The sequence below is a fragment of the Geobacillus sp. LYN3 genome, from assembly GCF_003064505.1.
GTDB lineage: Bacteria > Bacillota > Bacilli > Bacillales > Anoxybacillaceae > Parageobacillus_B > Parageobacillus_B toebii.
Genome location: NZ_QCWL01000001.1, coordinates 715525 through 739822 on the forward strand (window position 1 = coordinate 715525; position 24298 = coordinate 739822).

Annotated in this window: 22 protein-coding genes, 1 rRNA gene and 1 riboswitch; of the genes, 20 read left to right on the forward strand and 3 right to left on the reverse strand. The window is 45.3% G+C overall.

The genetic code is table 11. The features are described from left to right. Positions 1-310 precede the first annotated feature (310 nt). A 5S ribosomal RNA gene (gene rrf / locus DCC82_RS03760) occupies positions 311-427 on the forward strand. 367 nt (positions 428-794) lie between these two features. On the opposite strand, the gene DCC82_RS03765 is transcribed toward rrf, so the two are convergent. After that, entirely contained in the window at positions 795-1232 is a 438-nt protein-coding gene (locus DCC82_RS03765) for an Hsp20/alpha crystallin family protein (RefSeq protein ID WP_062678384.1), read from the reverse strand. A 148-nt stretch (positions 1233-1380) separates the two neighbouring features. Continuing rightward, positions 1381-1482: riboswitch (purine riboswitch) on the forward strand. Positions 1483-1597: 115 nt separating this feature from the next. Between DCC82_RS03765 and purE the strand changes: the two genes are divergently transcribed. The 12 genes from purE (at position 1598) to purD (ending at position 14331) form a co-directional block, all read left to right on the forward strand. Beyond that, positions 1598-2086 carry a 5-(carboxyamino)imidazole ribonucleotide mutase gene (gene purE / locus DCC82_RS03770; protein WP_012748999.1) on the forward strand — a complete coding sequence of 163 codons (489 nt, stop codon included), beginning with the start codon at positions 1598-1600 and terminating at the stop codon, positions 2084-2086. Next, the gene (purK, locus tag DCC82_RS03775) at positions 2070-3224 is read left to right on the forward strand and encodes a 5-(carboxyamino)imidazole ribonucleotide synthase (protein WP_187252144.1); all 1155 of its coding nucleotides are present in this window, start codon (positions 2070-2072) and stop codon (positions 3222-3224) included. Before purE ends, purK begins: the two co-directional genes overlap by 17 nt. After that, complete coding sequence (purB, locus tag DCC82_RS03780) at positions 3221-4516, forward strand: adenylosuccinate lyase (RefSeq protein WP_012749001.1); 1296 nt, start codon at positions 3221-3223, stop codon at positions 4514-4516. The genes purK and purB overlap by 4 nt, the downstream gene beginning before the upstream one ends. A 77-nt stretch (positions 4517-4593) precedes the next feature. After that, on the forward strand, positions 4594-5322 hold the full coding sequence (gene purC, locus DCC82_RS03785) for a phosphoribosylaminoimidazolesuccinocarboxamide synthase (protein ID WP_097354045.1): 729 nt from the start codon (positions 4594-4596) through the stop codon (positions 5320-5322). Beyond that, complete coding sequence (purS, locus tag DCC82_RS03790) at positions 5310-5564, forward strand: phosphoribosylformylglycinamidine synthase subunit PurS (protein WP_012749003.1); 255 nt, start codon at positions 5310-5312, stop codon at positions 5562-5564. Before purC ends, purS begins: the two co-directional genes overlap by 13 nt. Beyond that, the gene (gene purQ / locus DCC82_RS03795; RefSeq protein WP_012749004.1) at positions 5561-6247 is read left to right on the forward strand and encodes a phosphoribosylformylglycinamidine synthase subunit PurQ; all 687 of its coding nucleotides are present in this window, start codon (positions 5561-5563) and stop codon (positions 6245-6247) included. The genes purS and purQ overlap by 4 nt, the downstream gene beginning before the upstream one ends. Continuing rightward, complete coding sequence (gene purL / locus DCC82_RS03800; protein WP_012749005.1) at positions 6231-8459, forward strand: phosphoribosylformylglycinamidine synthase subunit PurL; 2229 nt, start codon at positions 6231-6233, stop codon at positions 8457-8459. The genes purQ and purL overlap by 17 nt, the downstream gene beginning before the upstream one ends. After that, positions 8435-9847 carry an amidophosphoribosyltransferase gene (gene purF / locus DCC82_RS03805; protein ID WP_012749006.1) on the forward strand — a complete coding sequence of 471 codons (1413 nt, stop codon included), beginning with the start codon at positions 8435-8437 and terminating at the stop codon, positions 9845-9847. Before purL ends, purF begins: the two co-directional genes overlap by 25 nt. Positions 9848-9863: 16 nt before the next feature. Beyond that, positions 9864-10904: a phosphoribosylformylglycinamidine cyclo-ligase gene (gene purM / locus DCC82_RS03810; RefSeq protein WP_108430248.1), complete on the forward strand. Its 1041-nt coding sequence runs from the start codon at positions 9864-9866 to the stop codon at positions 10902-10904. After that, on the forward strand, positions 10901-11485 hold the full coding sequence (gene purN, locus DCC82_RS03815; RefSeq protein WP_108430249.1) for a phosphoribosylglycinamide formyltransferase: 585 nt from the start codon (positions 10901-10903) through the stop codon (positions 11483-11485). The genes purM and purN overlap by 4 nt, the downstream gene beginning before the upstream one ends. After that, entirely contained in the window at positions 11485-13023 is a 1539-nt protein-coding gene (gene purH, locus DCC82_RS03820; RefSeq protein ID WP_108430250.1) for a bifunctional phosphoribosylaminoimidazolecarboxamide formyltransferase/IMP cyclohydrolase, read from the forward strand. The genes purN and purH overlap by 1 nt, the downstream gene beginning before the upstream one ends. A gap of 15 nt (positions 13024-13038) precedes the next feature. Continuing rightward, positions 13039-14331, forward strand: a complete 1293-nt coding sequence (purD, locus tag DCC82_RS03825) for a phosphoribosylamine--glycine ligase (RefSeq protein WP_108430251.1) — start codon at positions 13039-13041, stop codon at positions 14329-14331. Here purD and DCC82_RS18665 read toward each other — a convergent pair. Further along, positions 14285-14389 carry an EYxxD motif small membrane protein gene (locus tag DCC82_RS18665; protein ID WP_353620314.1) on the reverse strand — a complete coding sequence of 35 codons (105 nt, stop codon included), beginning with the start codon at positions 14387-14389 and terminating at the stop codon, positions 14285-14287. The two genes, purD and DCC82_RS18665, sit on opposite strands and share 47 nt — an antisense overlap. A gap of 50 nt (positions 14390-14439) precedes the next feature. Beyond that, entirely contained in the window at positions 14440-14685 is a 246-nt protein-coding gene (locus DCC82_RS03830) for a YgaP family membrane protein (RefSeq protein ID WP_041269786.1), read from the reverse strand. 93 nt (positions 14686-14778) lie between these two features. On the opposite strand from DCC82_RS03830, the gene DCC82_RS03835 reads away from it, so the two are divergent. The 7 genes from DCC82_RS03835 to DCC82_RS03865 all read left to right on the forward strand — a co-directional run bounded on the left by DCC82_RS03835 (position 14779) and on the right by DCC82_RS03865 (position 24137). Beyond that, on the forward strand, positions 14779-16524 hold the full coding sequence (locus DCC82_RS03835; protein ID WP_097354048.1) for an adenine deaminase C-terminal domain-containing protein: 1746 nt from the start codon (positions 14779-14781) through the stop codon (positions 16522-16524). Positions 16525-16597: 73 nt separating this feature from the next. After that, on the forward strand, positions 16598-17545 hold the full coding sequence (locus tag DCC82_RS03840; RefSeq protein WP_097354914.1) for a DUF3048 domain-containing protein: 948 nt from the start codon (positions 16598-16600) through the stop codon (positions 17543-17545). Positions 17546-17558: 13 nt separating this feature from the next. Next, on the forward strand, positions 17559-17894 hold the full coding sequence (locus tag DCC82_RS03845) for a YerC/YecD family TrpR-related protein (protein ID WP_062755932.1): 336 nt from the start codon (positions 17559-17561) through the stop codon (positions 17892-17894). Positions 17895-17987: 93 nt separating this feature from the next. Continuing rightward, entirely contained in the window at positions 17988-18674 is a 687-nt protein-coding gene (gene pcrB / locus DCC82_RS03850) for a heptaprenylglyceryl phosphate synthase (protein ID WP_097354049.1), read from the forward strand. 60 nt (positions 18675-18734) lie between these two features. Further along, the gene (pcrA, locus tag DCC82_RS03855; protein ID WP_062755930.1) at positions 18735-20933 is read left to right on the forward strand and encodes a DNA helicase PcrA; all 2199 of its coding nucleotides are present in this window, start codon (positions 18735-18737) and stop codon (positions 20931-20933) included. A 17-nt stretch (positions 20934-20950) separates the two neighbouring features. Next, on the forward strand, positions 20951-22963 hold the full coding sequence (ligA, locus tag DCC82_RS03860) for an NAD-dependent DNA ligase LigA (protein ID WP_097354050.1): 2013 nt from the start codon (positions 20951-20953) through the stop codon (positions 22961-22963). Between the two features lie 10 nt (positions 22964-22973). After that, positions 22974-24137, forward strand: a complete 1164-nt coding sequence (locus DCC82_RS03865) for a CamS family sex pheromone protein (RefSeq protein WP_012749018.1) — start codon at positions 22974-22976, stop codon at positions 24135-24137. Positions 24138-24298 lie beyond the last annotated feature (161 nt).

Sequence of the window (24298 nt, forward strand, 5' to 3'; positions counted from 1 at the left end):
TGGAAGCGTGGCGACACGTGGAGCTGACGGATACTAATCGATCGAGGACTTAACCAAGCGGAAAAGCGGAGGCGAGTGCTTAGCGCCAAAAGGAAAATGTTCTTCGCCCGTAGAGGTGCTTGCACCTCAAGGGAGAAGGTTATTTGGCGCAAGAGAGCTAGGCACCGGAGCTAGACAACGGAAAAGCGGAAGCCGCCTATGCAAAACGGCTTCTTCCAAACAGACGGTTATCTAGTTTTGAGGGAACGAAATCCCTCTTGACAAACGTGATGATTGGAATATAATAATATGTGGCCAATTGAAGTGCTTGCCTAGTGACAATAGCGGAGAGGAAACACCCGTTCCCATCCCGAACACGGAAGTTAAGCTCTCCAGCGCCGATGGTAGTTGGGGCCAGCGCCCCTGCAAGAGTAGGTCGTTGCTAGGCAGGCAAAAAATTAGAGAGCTGACAAGTTCTCTAATTTTTTTGCCCAGCTTATATAAAACCATTGAGTTTTTAATGACGCCATTTAAATCCTCTCCCCCAAAACTAGAAGCGTTATCATCGTTTCCTAGACCCCCTTTTTGATTTAGTATAGGAAACGGAAGCTGTGAAAAGAGGGTGTCCCAAAAATTTGTGGACACCCTCCCTTTTTTATATTTAGAAGGAGAAAGGAGTGATCACTTGCAGGGAAAGCGATGTACTGTAACCCATTTTTATCATACATATTTTCTTACCAATGATTGGTTTGTTTTTGAATGATCATGTTTTTATTGCGCTTTTACGGTAGTTGAAAACATGTCGAATGTAAAAACTATTCTCCTTTTTTGATTTCGATTTTCTTTTTTGTCCCATCAGGGATTAGGCGATGAAGATGAATAAACAATAGACCATTGTGATATGTTGCCTCAATTCGATCTTCCTTTACTGCAAAGGGAAGTGGGATCGTTGTTTCCCATTCTCCTTGAAAAATTCCTTCTTCGATTAATTCGAACCCTTTGAATTGCAAATTAATATTTGCTTTAATTTCTAATGTTTTATAGTACACATAAAGTTCAACATCTTCCATTTTTTCTAATCCCGGTAAACTGACAACGATTAATAGCTCGTTATCCTTTTTGTATATATTCATGCCAGATTGCTTTTTCGTTGTCGGTAAGAATGATTGGAAACTCGCCCAAAAATCTCCTTGAAAAAACTGTTCCCATTGTTTTGTCCATTCGGGAAACGAGTTAAACGGGTTTGACTTCACGGCAACTCCCTCCTCCGCTATTTCATCATATGTTTTCTATACCGTTTTGTGAGAATGAATAGAAAAAACGAACATTAATAGTATAAATAAATTAAATGTTCGATTTTATATTGACATCTTCTGAAAAAGGTTGGTAAGATAATAGTAACTTCATAAAGTGAATCACCCTCATATAATTTTGGGAATATGGCCCAAAAGTCTCTACCCAATAACCGTAAATTATTGGACTATGAGGGAAAGGATCGTATTGGCTTTTTTCGTCACCTTATAGCCGAGGTATGCCCAGAACGATGCTTTCCCTTATCAATAGAGGGAACGTTCGTTCTGGTTTTTTATATGAAGAGAATCAAAGAGGTGAATGCCACATGCAGCCGCTTGTTGGTGTGATTATGGGAAGTCAATCGGATTGGGAGACAATGAAATATGCTTGCGATATATTAGAAGAATTACAAATTCCGTTTGAAAAAAAAGTAGTTTCCGCCCATCGAACACCAGATTACATGTTTGAGTATGCGGAGACGGCGGAAGAAAGAGGAATTAAAGTCATTATTGCCGGAGCAGGGGGAGCGGCGCATTTACCAGGGATGGTTGCTGCTAAAACGACGCTGCCGGTGATTGGTGTGCCAGTGCAGTCAAAAGCGTTAAACGGATTAGACTCGCTTTTGTCCATTGTACAAATGCCGGGAGGTGTACCAGTGGCGACGGTCGCCATCGGCAAAGCGGGAGCTACGAACGCGGGGCTTTTAGCAGCCTCGATGTTAGGCATTCATTACCCGCAGTACATGGAGGCGCTAAAAAAACGCAGGGAAACGATAAGAAAACAAGTAATGGAAAGCAGTGATCAACTTGTGTAATCGACAAATCATTCCTGGACAAACGATTGGAATTATTGGCGGTGGACAACTTGGGCGGATGATGGCAATCGCTGCGAGAGAAATGGGATTTCGCGTTGCCGTTCTTGATCCAACCCCAGATTCTCCATGTGGCCAAGTGGCGGATATCGAGATTACGGCAGAATATAACGATCTTGAAGCAATTCGAAAGCTTGCTGCGGTGAGTGATGTCATTACGTACGAATTTGAAAATATTGATGCGAATGCTTTAAATTGGCTCGTGGAACACGCGTATGTGCCGCAAGGAAGCAAGCTGCTTGCCATTGCGCAAGACCGTGCGATGGAGAAAAAGGCGATTACAGATGCGGGACTTCCTGTTGCACCGTACGTCGAAGTGCAATCCAAAGAGGAGCTGGTTTCGGCCATTGAAACGGTCGGTCTTCCTTGTGTACTCAAAACACGCCGCGGCGGCTATGACGGCAAAGGACAATTCGTCATCCGCAACAAAGAAGATGTCAAGGAAGCGCTATCCTTATTAGCGGTTGGCCCTTGTGTATTAGAACGCTGGCTTTCGTTTGATAAAGAAATTTCCGTTATCGTAACAAGAAATGGACTTGGGGAGATGGCCGTATTTCCGGTCGCGGAAAATATTCATGTCGATAATATTTTGCACGAAACGATTGTTCCAGCACGAATTTCCGGGCACATAGCGCAAAAAGCGGTTCGTTATGCGGAAACGCTCGCTGGCTATTTTGGGCTCGTCGGAACGTTAGCGGTTGAAATGTTTTTAACAAAAGAAGGGGATATTTATATTAATGAGCTTGCCCCTAGACCGCACAACTCAGGTCATTATACAATTAATGCTTGTGTGACATCTCAATTTGAGCAGCATGTCCGTGCCATCTGCAACTGGCCGTTAGGAAGCACAGAGCTGCTAAAACCAGCCGTGATGGTGAACATTTTAGGTGAGCATATGGAACCAATCCTTCAGAATATCGAAAAACTAAGCCACGTTCACCTTCATCTTTACGGCAAAAAAGAAGCAAAACCGAAAAGAAAAATGGGGCACGTAACGGTGCTCGCGGAAGATGTCAATGCAGCACTTAAAATGATTGATTCATGGCAAATTTGGAATGATCGGAGGCTGGAACACGTATGATTGAACGTTACACAAGACCGGAAATGGGAGCGATTTGGACGGAAGAAAACCGTTTCAAAGCATGGCTTGAAGTTGAAATTTTAGCTTGTGAGGCATGGGCGGAGCTTGGGGTAATTCCAAAAGAAGACGTCGAGCTTATCCGCAAAAATGCATCGTTTGATATTCAGCGTATCAAAGAAATTGAGGAAGAAACGCGCCATGATGTGGTTGCTTTTACGCGCGCGGTTTCGGAAACGCTAGGCGAAGAGCGAAAATGGGTGCATTACGGTTTAACGTCTACCGATGTTGTTGACACAGCGTTATCGTATTTGTTAAAACAGGCGAACGAGATTTTGTTGAGAGATTTAGAAAACTTTATTCAAGTATTGAAAGAAAAAGCGCAGGAACATAAATATACGGTGATGATGGGGCGCACGCACGGCGTTCACGCCGAACCGACAACATTCGGTCTTAAAATGGCGCTTTGGTATGCGGAGATGCAACGTAATTTAGAACGTTTTAAACAAGCGGCGGAAACGGTGCGCGTCGGGAAAATTTCCGGTGCAGTTGGAACGTATGCAAATATTGATCCGTTTGTTGAACAATACGTATGCGAAAAACTCGGGTTAAAACCAGCATTGATTTCCACACAAACGTTGCAGCGCGACCGCCACGCGTATTATATGGCGACGTTGGCGCTCATTGCGACGTCGATTGAAAAATTCGCTGTTGAAATTCGTGGTTTGCAAAAAAGCGAAGTACGCGAAGTGGAAGAGTTTTTCGCCAAAGGTCAAAAAGGTTCTTCGGCGATGCCGCACAAACGCAATCCGATCGGTTCGGAAAATATGACAGGAATGTCGCGCGTTCTTCGCGGTTATATGTTAACGGCCTATGAAAACGTGCCTCTTTGGCATGAGCGTGATATTTCCCATTCTTCTGCTGAGCGCATCATTTTGCCGGATGCGACGATCGCGTTGAACTATATGCTAAATCGCTTTACGAACATCGTGAAAAACTTGAAAGTCTATCCGGAAAACATGAAGAAAAATATGGATCGCACATTAGGGCTTATTTATTCGCAGCGCGTATTGCTCTCGTTAATTGATGCCGGCATGACGCGCGAAGAAGCGTACGACTTAGTGCAGCCAAAAGCGATGGAGGCATGGGAAAAACAAGTGCCGTTCCGTTCGCTCATTGAAGCGGATAAGCGGATTACAAGCCGTTTAACGAAAGAACAAATCGATGACTGTTTTGATTATCACTATCACTTAAAGCATGTGGATACGATTTTTGAACGGCTAGGATTGTCGTAATGATATATCGGCAAGGAATCCCTTGCCGATGTACAACTAAAAAAATTCCCAATATTCTGGATTAGGGGGCCTTTTTGATGGTCAAAAAGCTGGCATTGCTATATGAAGGAAAAGCGAAAAAAGTGTATACGACTGATGATGCGAACGTATTATGGGTTGAGTATAAAGATAGCGCCACTGCGTTTAACGGGGAAAAGAAAGCGACGATTGCGGGGAAAGGGCGTCTTAATAACGAAATTACAAGTGTATTATTTTCAAAGCTTTGTGAAGCAGGAATTCCAAATCATTTTATTCAAAAATTATCTGCTACGGAGCAGCTTGTCAAGAAAGTGACGATTATTCCTCTAGAAGTGGTTGTCCGCAATGTTGTTGCTGGGAGTCTAGCAAAACGGCTTGGCATCCCAGAAGGAACCCGCTTGGAAAAGCCTCTCATTGAATTTTATTACAAAAACGATGACCTCGGTGATCCTCTCTTATTAGAAGATCACATCGCGATTTTAAAGCTGGCTACCTCAGAACAAATTGCTGTTTTGAAGGAACTAGCTTTAAAAGTGAATGACGTATTAACGAAACATTTCGCAGACCGCCGTGTGAGATTAATTGATTTTAAATTAGAGTTTGGCGTTGATGCAGAAGGAGCGATTTTGCTTGCCGATGAAATTTCCCCAGACACTTGCCGTTTGTGGGATATGGAAACGAACGAAAAGCTTGATAAAGACGTATTTCGCCGTGATTTAGGAAGCTTAACGGATGCCTATGAAACGATTTTACAACGATTAGGGGGAGAATCAGCATGTACAAAGTAAAAGTATATGTTACGTTACGAGAAAGTGTGCTAGACCCGCAAGGAACGGCGGTGAAGGGAGCACTCCATAGCTTGTCTTATAAGGAAGTGCAGGATGTACGAATCGGAAAATTTATGGAGCTTGTCATCGAAAAAAGCGAGCGCGATATTGATGTCCTTGTTCGTGAAATGTGCGAAAAGCTCCTAGCGAATACAGTGATTGAAGACTACCGCTATGAAATTGAGGAGGTAGTCGTACAGTGAAATTCGCGGTCATTGTGTTTCCAGGTTCCAACTGTGACGTCGATATGTATCATGCGATTGCCGATGAATTAGGAGAAGAAGTGGAATATGTATGGCATGATGCGGAAAACCTTGATCGATTTGACGCCATTTTGCTTCCAGGAGGATTTTCCTATGGAGATTATCTTCGCTCCGGAGCGATCGCTCGCTTTTCCAATGTCATGAAAGCAGTGAAAAAAGCGGCAGATGAAGGAAAGCCGGTGCTAGGCGTATGCAACGGGTTTCAAATTTTGCTAGAAGCAGGACTGCTTCCAGGAGCGATGCGCCGCAATAACAGTTTGAAATTTATTTGCCGTCCGGTTTCATTAAGAGTCGAAAATAACGAAACGATGTTTACGTCCGCTTACAAACAAGGGGAAGTGATTACGATTCCAATCGCCCACGGTGAAGGCAATTATTACTGTGATGAGCAAACACTGAAGCGGCTGATCGAAAATCGGCAAATCGTCTTTCGCTATCATGGGGAAAACCCAAATGGAAGCTTGGACGACATCGCTGGAATTGTCAATGAAAAAGGGAACGTACTTGGAATGATGCCGCATCCGGAGCGAGCTGTTGATTCGCTTCTTGGCAGCGCTGACGGATTAAAATTGTTTCAATCGATCGTGAAATATTGGAGGGAAACACATGTCGTTACTGCTTGAGCCAACCCCAACAATGATTAAAGAAGAAAAACTGTATCGGGAAATGGGATTAACGGATGAAGAGTTCGCGATGATCGAGAAAATTCTTGGACGTCTGCCAAACTATACAGAAACGGGAATTTTCTCGGTCATGTGGTCAGAACATTGCAGCTATAAAAATTCTAAACCTGTACTAAAAAAGTTTCCGACGGAAGGAAAACATGTGCTTCAAGGTCCAGGGGAAGGAGCGGGCATCGTTGACATCGGTGATGGGCTGGCGGTGGCGTTTAAAATCGAAAGCCATAATCATCCGTCCGCCATTGAACCGTATCAAGGAGCGGCGACTGGTGTCGGCGGGATCATCCGTGATGTATTTTCGATGGGAGCGCGCCCTATCGCTTTGTTAAACTCGCTTCGGTTCGGGGAATTGACTTCTCCGCGCGTAAAATATTTATTTGAGCATGTCGTTGCGGGAATCGCTGGGTACGGCAATTGCGTTGGCATTCCAACCGTTGGCGGCGAAGTGCAATTTGATGCGGCTTATGAAGGAAATCCGCTCGTTAACGCCATGTGTGTCGGCATCATCCGTCATGAAGACATCCAGCGTGGAATCGCATCGGGTGTAGGGAATACGGTCATGTACGTCGGAGCAAAAACAGGACGCGACGGCATTCATGGAGCGACGTTCGCTTCCGAGGAATTAACCGAGCAATCAGAAGCGAAACGACCGGCTGTTCAAGTCGGCGATCCATTTATGGAAAAGTTATTGCTTGAAGCGTGCTTGGAAGTAGTAAAATCCGATGCGCTTGTTGGCATTCAAGATATGGGAGCGGCGGGCTTGACGAGTTCTTCGGCGGAAATGGCGAGCAAAGGCGGTTTTGGCATCGAGATGAACTTAGATCTTGTTCCACAGCGCGAGGCAGGCATGACTCCGTATGAAATGATGCTGTCCGAATCGCAAGAACGGATGCTGCTTGTCGTCAAACAAGGACGCGAGCAAGAAATTTATGAGTTGTTTGCAAAATATGGGCTCGAAGCGAAAGCGATTGGCAAAGTGACCGATGACAAAATGCTCCGCCTTTATTTTCGTGGGGAAGTCGTCGCCGAAATCCCGGTCGACGCCTTAGCCAAAGATGCGCCAGTATACCATAAACCGTCGAAAGAACCAGCATATTATCGCGAATTTCAAGCGATGGAACCGTATGTTCCGGCTGTTTCCAACTATGAAGAAACGCTGCTTTCGTTATTAGCCCAGCCAACGATTGCAAGCAAAGAATGGGTGTATCAACAATACGATTACATGGTGCGGACAAATACGGTCGTTGCCCCAGGATCGGACGCTGCGGTCTTGCGCATCCGCGGCACGAACAAGGCGCTGGCGATGACGACCGATTGCAACTCGCGCTACATTTATTTAGATCCAGAAACGGGCGGAAAAATCGCCGTGGCGGAAGCGGCGCGAAACATTGTCTGTTCAGGAGCGAAACCGCTGGCGATTACAGACTGCTTAAATTTCGGCAATCCAGAGAAACCAGAAATTTTTTGGCAGCTAGAAAAAGCCGTTGACGGAATGAGCGAAGTTTGCCGAGTGTTAGGAACTCCAGTCATTAGTGGAAACGTTTCTTTATATAACGAAACAAATGGAGAAGCCATTTATCCGACACCTGTTATCGGCATGGTTGGACTCGTGGAGGACATTCGTCATATTACTACACAAGCATTTCAACAAGCAGGCGATCTCATTTATGTGATTGGGGAAGCGAAGCAGGAGTTCGGCGGAAGCGAGCTGCAAAAATTGCTAGAAGGCCGCATTTTTGGAAAAGCGCCGGAAATTGATTTAGCAACGGAAGCAAAGCGGCAGCAAGAATTGCTGACGGCGATTCAAGCAGGAGTCGTCGCATCCGCGCACGATATCGCAGAAGGCGGTTTTGCGGTCGCTCTGGCGGAATGCGTGATGAGCACAAACGGCCTTGGCGCGAAAGTAACAGTGGACGGGGATATAACGTCTCAATTATTTAGTGAAACACAATCTCGTTTCATCGTTTCCGTGAAAAAAGAAAATCAAGAAAAGTTTGAAAAGCTTGTGGAAGCGAAGCTTATTGGCGAAGTAACAAACGATGGCACGCTTCTTGTTGAACGAGCGAGCGGAGAAGTTGTCATCCAGCTTTCAGTCGAGCAAATGAGAAGCGTTTGGAAAGGAGCTATTCCATGCTTGCTGAAATCAAAGGCTTGAACGAAGAGTGTGGTGTTTTCGGCATTTGGGGACACGAAAATGCGGCGCAAATAACATATTACGGTTTGCATAGTCTTCAGCATCGCGGACAAGAAGGAGCGGGAATTGTTGTCGCCCATCAAGGAATGTTGCAAGGACATAAAGGATTAGGGCTTGTTACCGAAGTGTTCAGCAACGGAGAGCTTCAAGCGCTAAAAGGATCGGCCGCCATCGGTCATGTTCGTTATTCAACCGCGGGAGGAGGCGGCTATGAAAACGTTCAGCCGCTTCTGTTCCGTTCGCAAACCGGAAGCATTGCGCTTGCACATAACGGCAATCTCGTCAACGCGATGGACTTAAAGCTTCAGCTGGAGGAGCAAGGGAGCATTTTCCAAACGACATCGGATACGGAAGTGTTTGCTCATCTCATTCGCCGCAGCCATGCGCCGACATTCAAAGAGCAAATTAAAGAAGCGCTCACGTATGTTGAAGGAGCGTTCGCTTTCCTGCTATTGACGGAAACAGCGTTGTACGTGGCGCTCGACCCGCATGGGTTCCGCCCGCTTTCCATTGGGCGGCTTGGCAATGCATATGTTATCGCTTCCGAAACGTGCGCGTTTGATGTCGTTGGCGCGACGTATGAGCGGGAAGTGGAACCGGGAGAGCTAATCATCATCAGCGCGGAAGGAATGCGTTCTGAACGATTTGCACAAGCGCAATCACGTTCGATTTGCAGCATGGAATACATTTATTTTGCTCGTCCAGACAGCAATGTCGATGGCATCAACATTCATACAGCAAGAAAAAATCTGGGGAAACGCCTGGCGCTTGAAGCTCCGGTGGAAGCGGACATTGTCACCGGCGTGCCTGATTCAAGCATTTCCGTTGCGATTGGTTACGCGGAAGCCACGGGTATTCCGTATGAGCTTGGGCTCATTAAAAACCGATATGTCGGACGTACATTTATTCAGCCGTCCCAGTCACTTCGCGAACAAGGAGTAAAAATGAAACTTTCCCCGGTACGCGGCGTTGTCGCGGGAAAACGCGTCGTCATGGTCGATGATTCGATCGTGCGCGGCACGACAAGCAAACGCATTGTTGCGATGCTTCGCGAAGCAGGAGCGACGGAAGTGCATGTCCGCATCAGCTCGCCGCCGATCACTCATCCTTGTTTTTACGGGATTGATACATCCACAAAAGAGGAATTGATTGCGTCTAATTATACGGTAGAAGAAATCCGCCAAATCATCGGAGCAGATTCCTTGGCGTTTTTAAGTCAGGAAGGGCTGTTAGAAGCGATTGGGCGCCCTCCTCATCTACCATTACGCGGGCAATGTATGGCATGTTTTACCGGAAACTATCCGACAGATATTCATAAAGCGCGGTCGCTGTTTATGGCAACAAAGTAAAAAAGGGGGACTCGACGTGGCAGAAGCATATAAACAAGCGGGTGTGGATATTGAAGCAGGGTATAAGGCGGTCTCCTTGATGAAGCAGCATGTGCAAAAAACAATGCGCCCTGAAGTGCTCAGCGGATTAGGCGGTTTTGGCGGGATGTTCGATTTATCTTCACTCGGCTATCGCGAACCGGTGCTTATTTCCGGGACGGACGGAGTGGGGACAAAACTAAAAATCGCGTTTATGATGGACTGCCATGATACGATTGGAATTGATTGTGTGGCAATGTGTGTCAACGATATCGTTGTGCAAGGAGCAGAGCCGCTCTTTTTCCTTGACTATATCGCGTGCGGCAAAGCAATACCGGAAAAAATCGCGCAAATTGTCAAAGGAATCGCGGACGGCTGCGTCGAGGCCGGCTGTGCTCTTATTGGGGGAGAAACGGCGGAAATGCCGGGAATGTATGACGAAAATGAATATGATGTTGCCGGCTTTGCGGTCGGTATTGCCGAAAAGTCGAAGCTTGTTACCGGCAGTGCCATTCAAGCGGGAGATGCTCTCATCGGACTTGCATCAAACGGCATTCATAGCAACGGCTATTCGCTCGTTCGCCGCATCGTTTTCGAGCAGGCGAAACTTGCGCTTGATCGCGTCTATGAACCGCTTAGTGTTCCATTAGGAGAAGAACTATTAAAACCAACGCGCATTTATGTAAAACCGTTGCTTAACGTGATGAAACAATTTGAAATCAAAGGAATGGCGCATATTACTGGCGGCGGTTTTATAGAAAACATTCCACGTATGCTTCCGAAAGGATTAGGTGCGGAAATTGATTACGGTTCGTGGCCGATTCCGCCGGTTTTTGACCTCCTGCAAGAAAAAGGAAACCTTCTTCGCCGTGATATGTTTTCGATTTTTAATATGGGTATTGGCATGGTGCTGGCGGTAGATAGTGAAATGATTCATCCAGTGATCGCACGCTTAGAAGAACTTGGTGAGAAAGCGTATTTAATCGGCCGCGTGAAACAAGGAGAAGGCGTTTCGTTTGCCGGAGGGGCGATGTCATGAAAAATATCGCCATATTTGCTTCCGGCAGCGGAACGAATTTTCAAGCGATTGTCGACGCGGTGAAAAACGGAATTGTGCCAGCAAGAGTAGCGTTATTAGTATGCGACAAGCCGGGAGCGAAAGTGATCGAACGGGCGGAGCGGGAGCGAATCCCTACGTTCGTTTTTTCTCCGAAAGATTACGACTCAAAAGCCGAATTTGAACAAGCGATTTTAGCTGAGTTGCGAAAACACGAGATCGAATTTATCGCTCTTGCCGGTTATATGCGGCTCATTGGTCCAACATTGCTTGATGCATATGAAGGGAAAATCGTCAATATTCATCCTTCGCTGTTGCCGGCGTTCCCGGGAAAAGACGCGATTGGGCAGGCGTACCGCGCAGGAGTGAAAATAACTGGTGTGACGATCCATTATGTTGATGAAGGAATGGATACAGGACCAATCATTGCTCAACGCGCGATTGCCATTCACGAAGGAGAATCGCTAGCACAGCTAGAGGAGCGCATTCATGAAGTGGAACATGAGCTATATCCAGCTGTATTAAAAACATTACTCGAACATGATAGAAAGGATCGAGAATAATGGCAGTAAAACGGGCATTATTAAGTGTATCGAACAAAGAAGGAATCGTATCATTGGCGAAACAGTTAGTGGAACTCGGTGTGGAAATTATTTCAACAGGCGGAACGAAAAAAACGTTAGAAGAAGCGGGAGTTCCTGTCATAGGCATTTCTGATGTTACCGGATTTCCGGAAATTTTAGATGGGCGCGTCAAAACATTGCATCCGATGATCCATGGGGGACTTCTTGCGATTCGTGACAATGAGCGCCATCAAAGCGAGCTTCGCGAGCATCACATTACCCCAATTGACCTTGTTGTCGTCAATTTGTACCCGTTTCAACAAACGATCGCCAAAAGCGATGTGACGTTTGCCGAAGCGATCGAAAACATTGATATTGGCGGCCCGACGATGCTGCGGGCGGCGGCGAAAAACCATCAATATGTGACGGTTGTCGTTGACCCGGCCGACTATGATACGGTAGTGCAAGAACTAAAAAAACACGGAGATGTCTCGGCAGAAACGAAATTAAAGCTTGCGGCAAAAGTATTTCGCCATACAGCTGCGTACGATGCGATGATTGCCGAGTACTTAACGAATAAAACTGGAGAAGAGTATCCGGAATCATTGACGATCACTTTCGAGAAAAAACAAGCGTTGCGTTATGGGGAAAACCCTCATCAAACTGCGGCGTTTTACAAAAAACCGTTAGGCGCATCTTTCTCGATTGCCCAAGCAATGCAGCTGCATGGAAAAGAATTGTCATATAACAACATTAACGATGCGAATGCGGCATTGCAAATCGTCAAAGAATTTACCGAACCAGCCGCGGTGGCGGTGAAGCATATGAATCCGTGCGGTGTCGGTGTTGGCGCAACGATTTACGAAGCGTTCACCAAAGCGTACGAAGCGGATCCAACCTCGATTTTTGGCGGCATTATCGCCCTAAACCGCGAGGTCGATAAAGAAACTGCCGAAAAAATGCATGAAATCTTTTTAGAAATCGTGATTGCCCCATCGTTTAGCAAAGAAGCGCTCGATATTTTAACACAAAAGAAAAACATTCGCCTTCTTACCGTTGATTTCACGGCGCCAAACACGAAAGAGAAGCTGCTTGTTTCCGTACAAGGCGGATTGCTTGTTCAAGAAACGGATACGCATACGCTCGATGACGCGGAGATTAAAGTTGTAACGAAACGCGAGCCGACGGAACAAGAATGGGAAGCGTTGCGGTTTGCATGGAAAGTGGTGAAACATGTGAAATCGAACGCGATCGTGCTTGCAAAAGACGGAATGACCATCGGCATTGGTGCCGGTCAAATGAATCGCGTCGGCGCGGCGAAAATTGCGATTGAACAAGCAGGGGAAAAAGCAAAAGGAGCCGTGCTTGCCTCTGACGCGTTTTTCCCAATGGATGATACGGTGGAGGCGGCAGCGAAAGCAGGAATCACAGCAATCATCCAGCCAGGCGGCTCGATTCGCGACGCCGATTCGATCAAAAAAGCAGATGAATACGGAATTGCCATGGTCTTTACAGGAATCCGCCATTTTAAACATTAAGTTGGAGGGAATAACATGAAAGTGCTTATTATCGGACGCGGCGGCAGGGAGCATGCGATTGCCTGGAAAGCCGCGCAAAGCCCGCTCGTAAGTAGGTTATATGCCGCCCCAGGCAATCCGGGGATCGCTCAAGTCGCCGAGCTCGTTTCGATTGATGAGCAGGATGTCGAAGCGCTTGTTCAGTTTGCAAAACAAGAGGGTATCGATCTTACGATCGTCGGTCCGGAAGCCCCGTTGCTTGCCGGTATTGTCGACCGTTTTGTGGAGGAAGGGCTGCGCATTTTCGGGCCACGCAAAGAAGCGGCATTGATCGAAGGAAGCAAGGCGTTCGCGAAAGAGATGATGAAAAAGTACGGCATTCCAACGGCGGAACATGCAACTTTCACTTCGTATGAAGAAGCAAAAGCGTATGTCGAGAAAAAAGGAGCGCCGATTGTCATTAAAGCGGACGGATTAGCGGCAGGAAAAGGGGTTATCGTTGCTGCAACGCTGCCGGAAGCAATGGAAGCACTAAGCGCGATGATGGTCGAAAAACGATTCGGCGAAGCGAGCAAGCAAGTAGTAATTGAAGAATATTTGGAGGGCGAAGAATTTTCGTTCATGGCGTTTGTCCATGGAGAGCGCGTTTATCCGATGGTCATTGCCCAAGATCATAAGCGGGCATATGACAATGATCAAGGACCAAATACAGGCGGAATGGGGGCATACTCTCCTGTACCGCAAATTTCAGCACAAACGATCGATGCGGCGCTTTCGCAAATTATCAAGCCGATGGCGAAAGCGATGGCCGCGGAACGCAGGCCGTTTACCGGCGTGCTGTACGCTGGATTAATGGCAACAAAACAAGGACCAAAAGTCATCGAGTTTAACGCGCGCTTTGGCGACCCGGAAGCGCAAGTCGTTTTGCCGCGTTTACAAAACGATTTGATTCAAGTGATTTTGGACTTGCTTGCGGACCGTGAAATAGAGCTTACATGGTCAGAAGAAGCAGTGATTGGCGTTGTCTTAGCAGCGAAAGGTTATCCAGGAAAATACGAGCGCGGAGCAGTTATTAAAGGATGGGAACAGTTAGGAGAAAGCGCACTGTTGTTCCACGCGGGAACGATGATGGAAAACGGCGCGTTATGCACAAACGGAGGACGCGTGCTGCTTGTTGCGGCGAAAGGGGAGACGCTAAAGCAAGCACAACAAACGGTATATGAGCGAATTTCGTATATTACATGCGATCAGCTGTTTTATCGCCGCGACATTGGAAATAAAGCTATCGAACGCGCTTTTTCCGCACGTACACAAATGCAAGGGCAATAATACCGCCGATGAGGGATGCAAGTACAAATGACATATCTGTTATATATTCGAGTAACATTTCGAACACTCCTTCGGAAAGACTGGCGTCATCAAGCGCCAGTCTCTTTTTTAAGTAGGATTGAACATCGTTTCATCTTTTATACGTATCGATTGCTCACGGCGATTATTTTCAAATAAAGCGGTCATTGGACAAAAACGTGTAATCCCTTCTCCTACTTTCATTGCGGCAAGCAGCGCAACAATGAGATAAGAAGCGCACCAAGGCCGTCTTGTCATTTTTGCCGTTGCCCATGCAAGCATGGTCAAACCAAAAGTAATACGAATGAGCGCATTGACGATACCGATATTAGCCATCTCCATTTTTCCCTCCTTTTTCATTGTGAAAGCGACTTTAATGCGGTAAAATGATTACATGGCATGATTAGGAAAAAAGGGGACGAGATATAGATGAGCGAACAACGTTATCGTTGGAAAAGTTACGAATTGCGTGAACATGTTGCGATTATTGATGGAAAAAAGTCACCGACAAAAGTGTTAACGAACGCGACTTATTTACATTCGTATTTTCGTGAATGGTTGAAAGGAAATATTTGGATGTACAATGATCGAATTGTGTATGTCGGGGAACGGTTTCCCGATCGGGTCGATGATCAATGTGAAATCATCGATTGCGGCGGTTATATATTAGTTCCTGGTTATATTGAACCACATGCACATCCATTTCAATTATATAATCCCCATTCGTTTGCGCACTATGCATCGAAATATGGAACGACAACATTGATTAACGATAATTTATTCTTTTTGTTGCACTTATCAGATGATCAAGCCTTTTCTTTTTTAAAGAAAATGAATGCGCTTCCGTCGTCGATGTACTGGTGGTGTCGATTGGATGGACAGACGGAGCTGGAGAAAGAAGAAGAACAGTTATCCAACGCCAGAGTAAAGCGGTGGCTGGAACAGGAAACGGTATTGCAAGGTGGCGAGCTAACAGGCTGGCCGAAGCTTCTTGCTGGGGATGATCTGATACTTCATTGGATTCAAGAAGCAAAGCGGTTAAGACGAAAAATTGAAGGGCATTTTCCTGGTGCTTCTGAGAAAACGCTTACAAAAATGATGCTTCTTGGTGCTGATAGCGATCATGAAGCGATGACAGGCAAAGAAGTATATATGCGGCTTTTGCACGGATATACCGTGTCATTACGCCATTCGTCCATTCGTCCGGATTTACCGATGCTTTTACAAGAAATAAAGGAACTTGGCATTCATCAGTATGATAAGTTCATTCTCACGACAGACGGATCGCCGCCATCGTTTTATGAAGAAGGGGTCATGGACCGCTTGATTCGCATTGCGTTGGAGCATGATGTTCCTGTTATTGACGCATACAATATGGCTACGGTGAACGTCGCTCGCCATTACGGAATAGAGCACCTTCACGGAAGCATTGCGACAGGAAGAATAGCAAACATTAACTTTTTGCGTGCGAAAGAAGCCCCGGCCCCTGTGCAAGTGCTTGCGAAAGGACAATGGGTAAAGCGAGAAGGAGAAGACTCAATTACATGGCCATCGATCTCGTGGAGCGACTATGGAATAGAGCCGCTTCGCTTATCTTGGCATTTAACAATGGATGATCTACAATTTTCGATGCCAATAGGAATGTATATGGAAAACTCGGTGATTATGAAGCCATATTCAATTTCGATCGATACTTCTCGTGACGAACTGTCCACCGATCATGATGAAAGCTTTTTAGCACTGATGGATCGCCATGGGAAATGGCGTGTCAATACAATATTGAAAGGGTTTGCTACGAATGTCCGCGGGCTTGTTAGCTCTTATTCGACTACAGGGGATATTATTTTAATCGGAAAAAGCAAGCAGGATATGTTTCTTGCTTTCCAACGAATGTGTGAAATCGGCGGCGGAATTGTGTTGGTGGAAAATGGTGAAATCATTCACGAAATTCCGCTATCTCTCCATGGCATGATGTCGAAACAAAGCGTAGAAGAGTTGATCGATGAGGAGAAAAAGTTCGTTGAATTATTAAAACAGCGCGGATATCGTTTTGTGGATCCAATTTATTCGCTATTCTTTTTACAATCGACACATTTGCCGTATGTGCGTATTACACAACGGGGAATTTATGATGTAATGAACAAAACAGTACTCTTTCCGCCGATAATGCGTTAAAATAGAAAAGAAAAAGGTTGTGTGGCTGTTGAGAAAACGTTGGTTTATTTTATTTAGTGCACTATGCCTTTTCATGGGCGGTTGTATGCATGAAGTAAAAGCACCTCAGCCGAAACCGGCACCCGTGAAACAGGACATTTCCATACAGCAAGTGTTTCCGCTAACCGGGCTGCCAGCGGAAGGGGCGGTGAACCATCGCGTTATTGCGGTAATGGTGAACAATCATCCAAAAGCGCGGCCGCAGTCAGGACTGCAAAAGGCAGATATCGTTTATGAGGTGCTCGCTGAAGGGGATATTACACGGCTTTTAGCGTTATATCAAAGCGAATTTCCGAAAAAAGTAGGCCCTGTGCGCAGTGCGCGCGACTACTATATCGAGCTTAGCAATGGTTATCATGCTCTTTACGTTTGCCACGGTTGGAGTCCAGAGGCAAAAGCGATGCTGGAATCAGGGACAACCGATTATTTAAACGGTTTGTTCTACGACGGAACATTGTTTAAGCGTGTTTCCTTTCGAACAGCGCCGCATAATTCATATATTACGTTTGCCAATATCAAAAAGGGAGCGGCTGAGAAAGGATATTTGCTTCAAGATCATATCGATCCGCTCCCGTTTCGCATCGATGCCCCGAAAGGAGAACAGGCGGACAAAATCGACATTATGTATTCTCACCGTGGCTATGCTCAAGTGCAGTACAAATATGCGCCGGATCAAAAAAGCTATTTCCGCTATAGTGCGGGCGAACAAACCATTGATTATGATACGCATGATCCTATCCAAATTCAAAACGTATTGGTTATTGCGGCGAAACATAATGTTATCGATTCATCGGGGCGACGCAGTATTGATCTAGTTTCTGGCGGAAGCGGATATTTATTTCAAAACGGAATCGTCAAACAAATCGAATGGGAAAATGTGAACGGGCGCATTTTGCCATATGAAAATGGAGCACCAGTCGGCTTTATGCCAGGCAAAACGTGGATCAATGTTGTTCCGGACTTAAACATAGTAAAATGGTAAAGGAGGAGATGTTATGCAAATCGATAAATTACGCGGCAGGGAAGTGGACCAGCTGTTTAAAGCGATTCTTTCCCTGCGTGACTTAGAGGAGTGCTACCGCTTTTTTGACGATTTATGCACGGTCAATGAAATTCAATCGCTAGCACAGCGCCTAGAAGTAGCGCGTATGCTTCGCGAAGGATATACGTATCATAAAATCGAAACGGAAACAGGAGCGAGCACCGCGACGATTTCACGTGTGAAACGTTGTTTAAACTATGGAAACGACGCTTATGCAATGGCGTTAGACCGCATTAAAGAAGAAGAGAAACAACATTCCGAAGAAGCAAATAACGCACAGCAGAAGTAAGCAAGGAGATTCCTTCCAAAGAAAAGGAACTCCTTTTCTTTTTGCCGATTTGTTATAATGAAAAAATGGATAAATCAATGGAGGTTTTTCTATATGTACGATATTCGCCAATGGCGTCATGTGTTTAAGTTAGACCCAAACAAAGAAATTAGTGACGAACAGCTTGAACGCATTTGTGAATCAGGAACAGATGCAGTCATTGTCGGCGGAACGGACGATGTCACATTGGAAAACGTCCTGGAGCTTTTGGCGCGAATCCGCCGTTTTTCCGTTCCATGTGTCCTGGAAATATCAAATCTTGAGTCAGTGACACCGGGATTTGATTTTTATTTTGTCCCAATGGTACTAAACAGCCGCGAAAAGAAATGGATTATCGATTTGCATCATGAAGCGGTAAAACAATTTGGCGACATAATGAACTGGGATGAAATTTTTATGGAAGGGTATTGCATCTTACATAAAAATTGCAAAGCAGCAATGCTTACGGATGCGAATACGGAACTTCAAGAAGATGATGTTGTTGCGTATGCGCGCATAGCGGAGCATATGTATCGGCTGCCAATTTTTTATTTAGAATATAGCGGTTCATACGGAAATCCTGAGCTAGTACAGCGCGTAAAACAAGTGTTGAAACAAACGCAATTGTTTTACGGCGGCGGAATCGAAACGGAAAAACAGGCAAAAGAAATGGCACAATATGCTGACACGATCGTCGTAGGCAATGTCATTTACGAAGATATAAAAAAGGCGCTTGCGACCGTAAAAGCAGTGAAACAGTAAATTTGTCGATATGAAAAAAGTGGTGTAAAATAGAACATATGTTTTCTGGTGGTGATCAATATGAATTTTTTGTCGGAAAAATTACTCGCTAACTTAAATGAACAGCAACAAGCAGCGGTAAAGACGACGGAAGGACCGCTTCTCATTATGGCGGGGGCGGGGAGCGGGAAAACGCGTGTATTAACGCATCGGATCGCTTATCTAATGGCGGAAAAACGCGTCGCACCGTGGAATATTTTAGCGATTACATTTACAAATAAGGCGGCGCGTGAAATGAAGGAACGCGTGCAGGGACTTCTTGGCGGAGCAGCCGAGGAAATTTGGATTTCCACGTTTCACTCCATGTGTGTCCGCATTTTGCGCCGCGATATTGATCGCATCGGCATTGACCGCAATTTTTCCATTTTAGATACGACCGACCAACTCTCTGTTTTAAAAAATATTTTAAAAGAAAAAAACATCGATCCGAAAAAATTTGATCCACGCGCGATACTCGGCACGATCAGCAATGCGAAAAATGAATTGCTCACCCCTGAAAAGTTCGCGAAAAAGGTGAGCAGCTACTATGAAAAAATCGTCAGCGACGTATACGAAGAATATCAGAAGCGGCTTTTGCGCAACCATGCGCTCGATTTTGACGACTTAATTATGACAACCATTCAATTGTTTGAGCGTGTGCCGGAAGTGTTGGAACATTATCAATATAAATTTCAATACATTCATATTGACGAGTATCAAGATACAAACCGGGCGCAATATGTGCTTGTCAAAATGCTTGCGTCGCGTTTTAAAAACATATGTGTTGTCGGTGATGCGGATCAGTCGATTTATCGCTGGCGCGGAGCCGATATTCAAAACATTTTATCGTTTGAAAAAGATTATCCGAACGCGAAAGTCATCTTGCTTGAGCAAAACTATCGCTCCACCAAGCGGATTTTGCAAGCGGCAAACGAAGTCATTGAACACAATGTGAACCGTAAGCCGAAAAAACTATGGACGGAAAACCCGGAAGGACAAAAAATCGTCTATTACGAAGCAATGAACGAATCGGATGAAGCGCAATTTGTTGTTGGTAAAATAAAAGAATATGTGGACAGCGGAAAACGCCGATATTCTGATTTTGCCATTTTATATCGCACGAACGCTCAATCGCGGGTCATGGAAGAAGTGCTTTTGAAGTCGAACATTCCTTACCAAATTGTCGGCGGTTTGAAGTTCTATGACCGTAAAGAAATTAAAGATGTTTTGGCATATTTGCGGGTGATTGCAAACCCGAATGATGATATTAGTTTGCTGCGCATCATTAATGTGCCGAAACGCGGCATCGGTGTTTCCTCGATCGATAAAATCGTAAGCTATGCTTCCGAAAACGGATTATCGGTATTTGAAGCGCTCGGTGAACTAGAACATATCGGACTTTCTGCCCGCACCGCTGCTTCATTGATCGAATTTCGACGTCAGCTCGAACAATGGGCACAGCTGCAAGAATATGTTTCTGTCACAGAACTAGTCGAAGAAGTGTTGGACAAGTCTGGTTATCGAGAGATGCTGAAAGCGGAAAAAACGTTGGAGGCGCAAAGCCGATTAGAAAACATCGATGAGTTTTTATCGGTAACGAAACATTTTGAAAATGTAAGCGAAGATAAGTCATTAATTGCGTTTTTAACAGACTTGGCATTAATTTCTGACATTGATCAGTTAAATGAAACAAACGGCGAAAATCAGGATGCGGTAGTGTTAATGACGCTCCATTCGGCAAAAGGGCTGGAATTTCCGGTTGTCTTTTTAATCGGGATGGAAGAAGGTATTTTTCCTCATAGCCGTTCACTTGACGATGAAGACGAAATGGAAGAAGAACGTCGCCTCGCTTACGTCGGGATCACCCGCGCGGAAGAAGAGCTGTTTTTAACGAGCGCGCAAATGCGGACATTGTTTGGATATACAAATATAAATCCGGTATCCCGTTTTATTCGCGAAATTCCAGAAGAGCTAGTGGAACGGGTAAACAAAAGAACGCCATGGACATCGGCCGCGGCGGGAAAACAAACGACTGTCCGTAAAATCGCAATCGCCTCTTCTACTGGCGGAGAAGCGATCCCTTGGAAAGTTGGAGATAAAGTCGAACATAAAAAATGGGGAATCGGCACCGTTGTCAGTGTTCGCGGAGAAGGAGATGATAAAGAGCTTGACATCGCGTTCCCAAGCCCGATTGGTATTAAACGGCTGCTTGCGAAATTTGCTCCGATTACAAAGGTGTAAGAAAGGAGAAACCGAAAATGGACCGACAAGCTGCGATGAAACGAATCGAAGAGCTTCGAGAGCTTTTAAATAAATACAATTATGAATACTATGTTCTGGACCGTCCGTCTGTACCGGATGCGGAATATGATCGGCTGATGCAAGAGCTCATCGCATTAGAAGAACAATATCCGGATTTAAAAACGAAAGACTCTCCGTCGCAACGCGTGGGCGGGCAGGCGTTAGATGCGTTTCAAAAAGTGGAACATCGCACGCCGATGCTAAGCCTCGCAAACGCGTTTAACGAAGGTGATTTGCGCGATTTTGACCGCCGTGTGCGTCAAGAAGTCGGCGATGATGTCGCCTATGTGTGCGAGCTGAAAATCGATGGGCTGGCTGTTTCCGTCCGCTACGAAGACGGCTATTTTGTCCAAGGAGCGACACGCGGCGACGGGGTGACCGGCGAAGATATTACGGAGAACTTAAAAACGATTCGTTCCTTGCCGCTTCGTCTGAACGAACCCGTGACATTAGAAGCGCGCGGCGAAGCCTACATGCCGAAAGCGTCGTTTGAGAGATTGAACGAACAGCGACGCAATCGCGGGGAAGAGCTGTTTGCCAATCCGCGCAACGCCGCCGCAGGTTCTTTGCGTCAGTTGGATCCGAAAATCGCCGCATCGCGTCACCTAGATTTATTTGTATACGGCCTTGCCAACGCGGAAGAATTAGGAATTGATTCTCATAGCGCGGCGCTCGATTATTTGCAACAGCTTGGGTTTAAAACAAACCCGGAACGCCGCCGCTGTGCTAATATCGATGAAGTCATTCAATTTGTGAATGAATGGCATGAAAAACGCTCGCATCTACCTTATGAAATCGATGGGATTGTAGTGAAGGTGGATTCATTTGAGCAGCAAAAACAACTAGGTGCGACCGCGAAAAGTCCACGTTGGGCCGTTGCTTATAAATTCCCGGCTGAGGAAGTGGTAACGAAACTGATTGGCATCGAATTAAGCGTCGGACGCACAGGAGTCGTTACTCCGACAGCGATTTTAGAGCCGGTACGTGTAGCAGGTACAACGGTACAACGCGCCACCCTTCATAATGAGGATTTTATTCGCCAGAAAGATATCCGCATTGGTGATTCGGTCATCATCAAAAAAGCGGGGGATATTATTCCAGAAGTAGTGAATGTCGTGCCAGACCGGCGGACGGGAGAAGAAGTGCCGTTTGTCATGCCGACCCATTGCCCGGAATGTGCAAGTGAACTAGTTCGTTTAGATGGTGAAGTGGCGCTCCGGTGTATTAACCCGAAATGTCCAGCGCAAATTCGCGAAGGATTAATTCACTTCGTATCACGTCAAGCGATGAACATCGAGGGACTTGGCGAAAAGGTCATTTCCCAGCTATTCCGTGAAGGACTCATTCATGATGTTGCGGATATTTATCGATTGACGAAGGAGCAGCTCATCCCTTTAGAACGTATGGGGGAAAAATCGGCAGCCAATTTACTCCATGCCATTGAAGCGTCCAAACAAAATTCGCTAGAACGTCTTCTCTTCGGTCTCGGCATTCGCCATGTCGGCGCAAAAGCCGCCAAAGTGTTAGCGGAACATTTTGAAACAATGGATCGTCTGCAAACAGCGACAAAAGAAGAATTAATGGCAATTCACGAGATTGGTGAAAAAATGGCTGATTCGATTGTCACGTATTTTGCGAAACCGGAAGTAAAAGAACTTCTAAACGAACTGCGCGCTTACGGTGTCAACATGGAATACAAGGGCCCGAAAACGCCAAAACCTGGCGATGTTCATTCATATTTTGCAGGAAAAACAGTTGTATTAACAGGAAAACTCGAATCATTGTCGCGCAATGAGGCAAAAGAAAAAATTGAACAGCTTGGCGGCAAAGTCACTGGCAGTGTGAGCAAAAATACAGATTTAGTCATTGCCGGAGCAGATGCAGGCTCGAAGCTTGCGAAAGCACAGCAGCTTAACATCGAGATTTGGGATGAAGCGAGATTTCTTCAAGAAATTGAACAAAATAAGTAGGTGTGGAAAAATGAAGAAACGGATGATCATATTCACTGCACTTCTTCTTTTCCTTTCTTCCTGCGCTCCAAAATTTGATGAGGAAGAGGTAGTACAGAAGAAAGACAATAAGGAGCAAAAAGCAGTGATTCCAAAATACAACATTTCCGATTCTTATTACCGTGTTGTGCTGCCGTTTAAAGTCTCAGGAGCACGGGGAGAAGTAGTAGAAGATTTAAATACCCGTTTGGATGTGGATGAATTTGAAACAGGGCTTATGCGTGTAGCACAAGACCGCTTTTCTCCAGAAGAATATTTATTCCAAGAAGGGCAATACTTAGATAAAAAAACGGTGAAACGTTGGCTGAAAAGAGAACGGACTCCTAGTCAGCTGAAAAGAGAAAAGATGAAGCCTTCCGAAAACATCGGCTTAAATCCACCTATTAGCGACAGCGGAACGAATGAAGAAAAAAATAAAAAAAGCCCGATTTATTTAGCAAGCATTTTGGAGCATGATTATTTAGTCAAAACGAGTGACAATAAAGTAAAATTAGGCGGAGTAGCCATTGGATTAGCATTAAATTCCGTTCATTACTACGAAACGGAACAAGGCTATCCGCGCGAGGTAAAAATCAAAGATGATGTTATTGAAAAGGAAGGAAAACGAATCGCAGCGGAAGTTCTTTCCCGCCTTCGCCATATCAAAGAGTTGAAAGAGGTTCCGATTACGATCGCGCTGTTCAAACAAGCGCCAAAATCTTCGGTTATTCCAGGCAACTTTTTCGCTGTTGCGCATGTGGATGAAGGAAGCGATACGATTGACGAATGGAAAGCCATTCATGAAGAGTACTATTTATTTCCATCCGATGAAGCGCAAAAAAACCATCGGGATGACTGGTTAAAGTTTAACAATTTTAAATCGGATATTGAGGAATTTTTCCCAAATTACACAGGAGTTGTCGGAAAAGCGCTATACCGTAATGATCAACTGCAACAGCTGACGATTAACATCTCGATGCCGTTTTACGGAAAAGCGGAAGTGATAGGATTTACCCAATATGTTACAGGCCTGGTCATGGAAAAGTTTCCGAATTATATTAATGTAAACGTCTATATTTCTTCTGTAGGTGGACCGGAAAGCATTATTATTCGTCAAGCGAAGGCAGATCAACCTTTTGTTCATATTTATCAATAGTTTTTTGCTTTTTTTAAAAAATTGAATAACTTTTCTTTATCCGTTAGAATGATAGATGTAGGCTGTAAACGCTTTTTTTGTAATTTCACCAAAGGAGCATTCCCGTTAGGAGCTTTTCCGGGGACTTGATCAAAAAAAGCCCTCTTGGTATGATGCAGGGG

Bases quoted from the DNA above. Each gene is read 5' to 3' on its own strand.
- purD (WP_108430251.1), top strand. From the start codon at position 13,039: ATGAAAGTGCTTATTATCGGACGCGGCGGCAGGGAGCATGCGATTGCC.
- purH (WP_108430250.1), top strand. From the start codon at position 11,485: ATGGCAGTAAAACGGGCATTATTAAGTGTATCGAACAAAGAAGGAATC.
- DCC82_RS03830 (WP_041269786.1), bottom strand. From the start codon at position 14,685: ATGGCTAATATCGGTATCGTCAATGCGCTCATTCGTATTACTTTTGGT.
- pcrB (WP_097354049.1), top strand. From the start codon at position 17,988: ATGTACGATATTCGCCAATGGCGTCATGTGTTTAAGTTAGACCCAAAC.
- purF (WP_012749006.1), top strand. From the start codon at position 8,435: ATGCTTGCTGAAATCAAAGGCTTGAACGAAGAGTGTGGTGTTTTCGGC.
- purB (WP_012749001.1), top strand. From the start codon at position 3,221: ATGATTGAACGTTACACAAGACCGGAAATGGGAGCGATTTGGACGGAA.
- purC (WP_097354045.1), top strand. From the start codon at position 4,594: ATGGTCAAAAAGCTGGCATTGCTATATGAAGGAAAAGCGAAAAAAGTG.
- DCC82_RS03835 (WP_097354048.1), top strand. From the start codon at position 14,779: ATGAGCGAACAACGTTATCGTTGGAAAAGTTACGAATTGCGTGAACAT.
- pcrA (WP_062755930.1), top strand. From the start codon at position 18,735: ATGAATTTTTTGTCGGAAAAATTACTCGCTAACTTAAATGAACAGCAA.
- DCC82_RS03845 (WP_062755932.1), top strand. From the start codon at position 17,559: ATGCAAATCGATAAATTACGCGGCAGGGAAGTGGACCAGCTGTTTAAA.
- DCC82_RS03865 (WP_012749018.1), top strand. From the start codon at position 22,974: ATGAAGAAACGGATGATCATATTCACTGCACTTCTTCTTTTCCTTTCT.
- DCC82_RS18665 (WP_353620314.1), bottom strand. From the start codon at position 14,389: ATGTTACTCGAATATATAACAGATATGTCATTTGTACTTGCATCCCTC.
- purN (WP_108430249.1), top strand. From the start codon at position 10,901: ATGAAAAATATCGCCATATTTGCTTCCGGCAGCGGAACGAATTTTCAA.
- purS (WP_012749003.1), top strand. From the start codon at position 5,310: ATGTACAAAGTAAAAGTATATGTTACGTTACGAGAAAGTGTGCTAGAC.
- purL (WP_012749005.1), top strand. From the start codon at position 6,231: ATGTCGTTACTGCTTGAGCCAACCCCAACAATGATTAAAGAAGAAAAA.
- purE (WP_012748999.1), top strand. From the start codon at position 1,598: ATGCAGCCGCTTGTTGGTGTGATTATGGGAAGTCAATCGGATTGGGAG.
- DCC82_RS03840 (WP_097354914.1), top strand. From the start codon at position 16,598: ATGGGCGGTTGTATGCATGAAGTAAAAGCACCTCAGCCGAAACCGGCA.
- ligA (WP_097354050.1), top strand. From the start codon at position 20,951: ATGGACCGACAAGCTGCGATGAAACGAATCGAAGAGCTTCGAGAGCTT.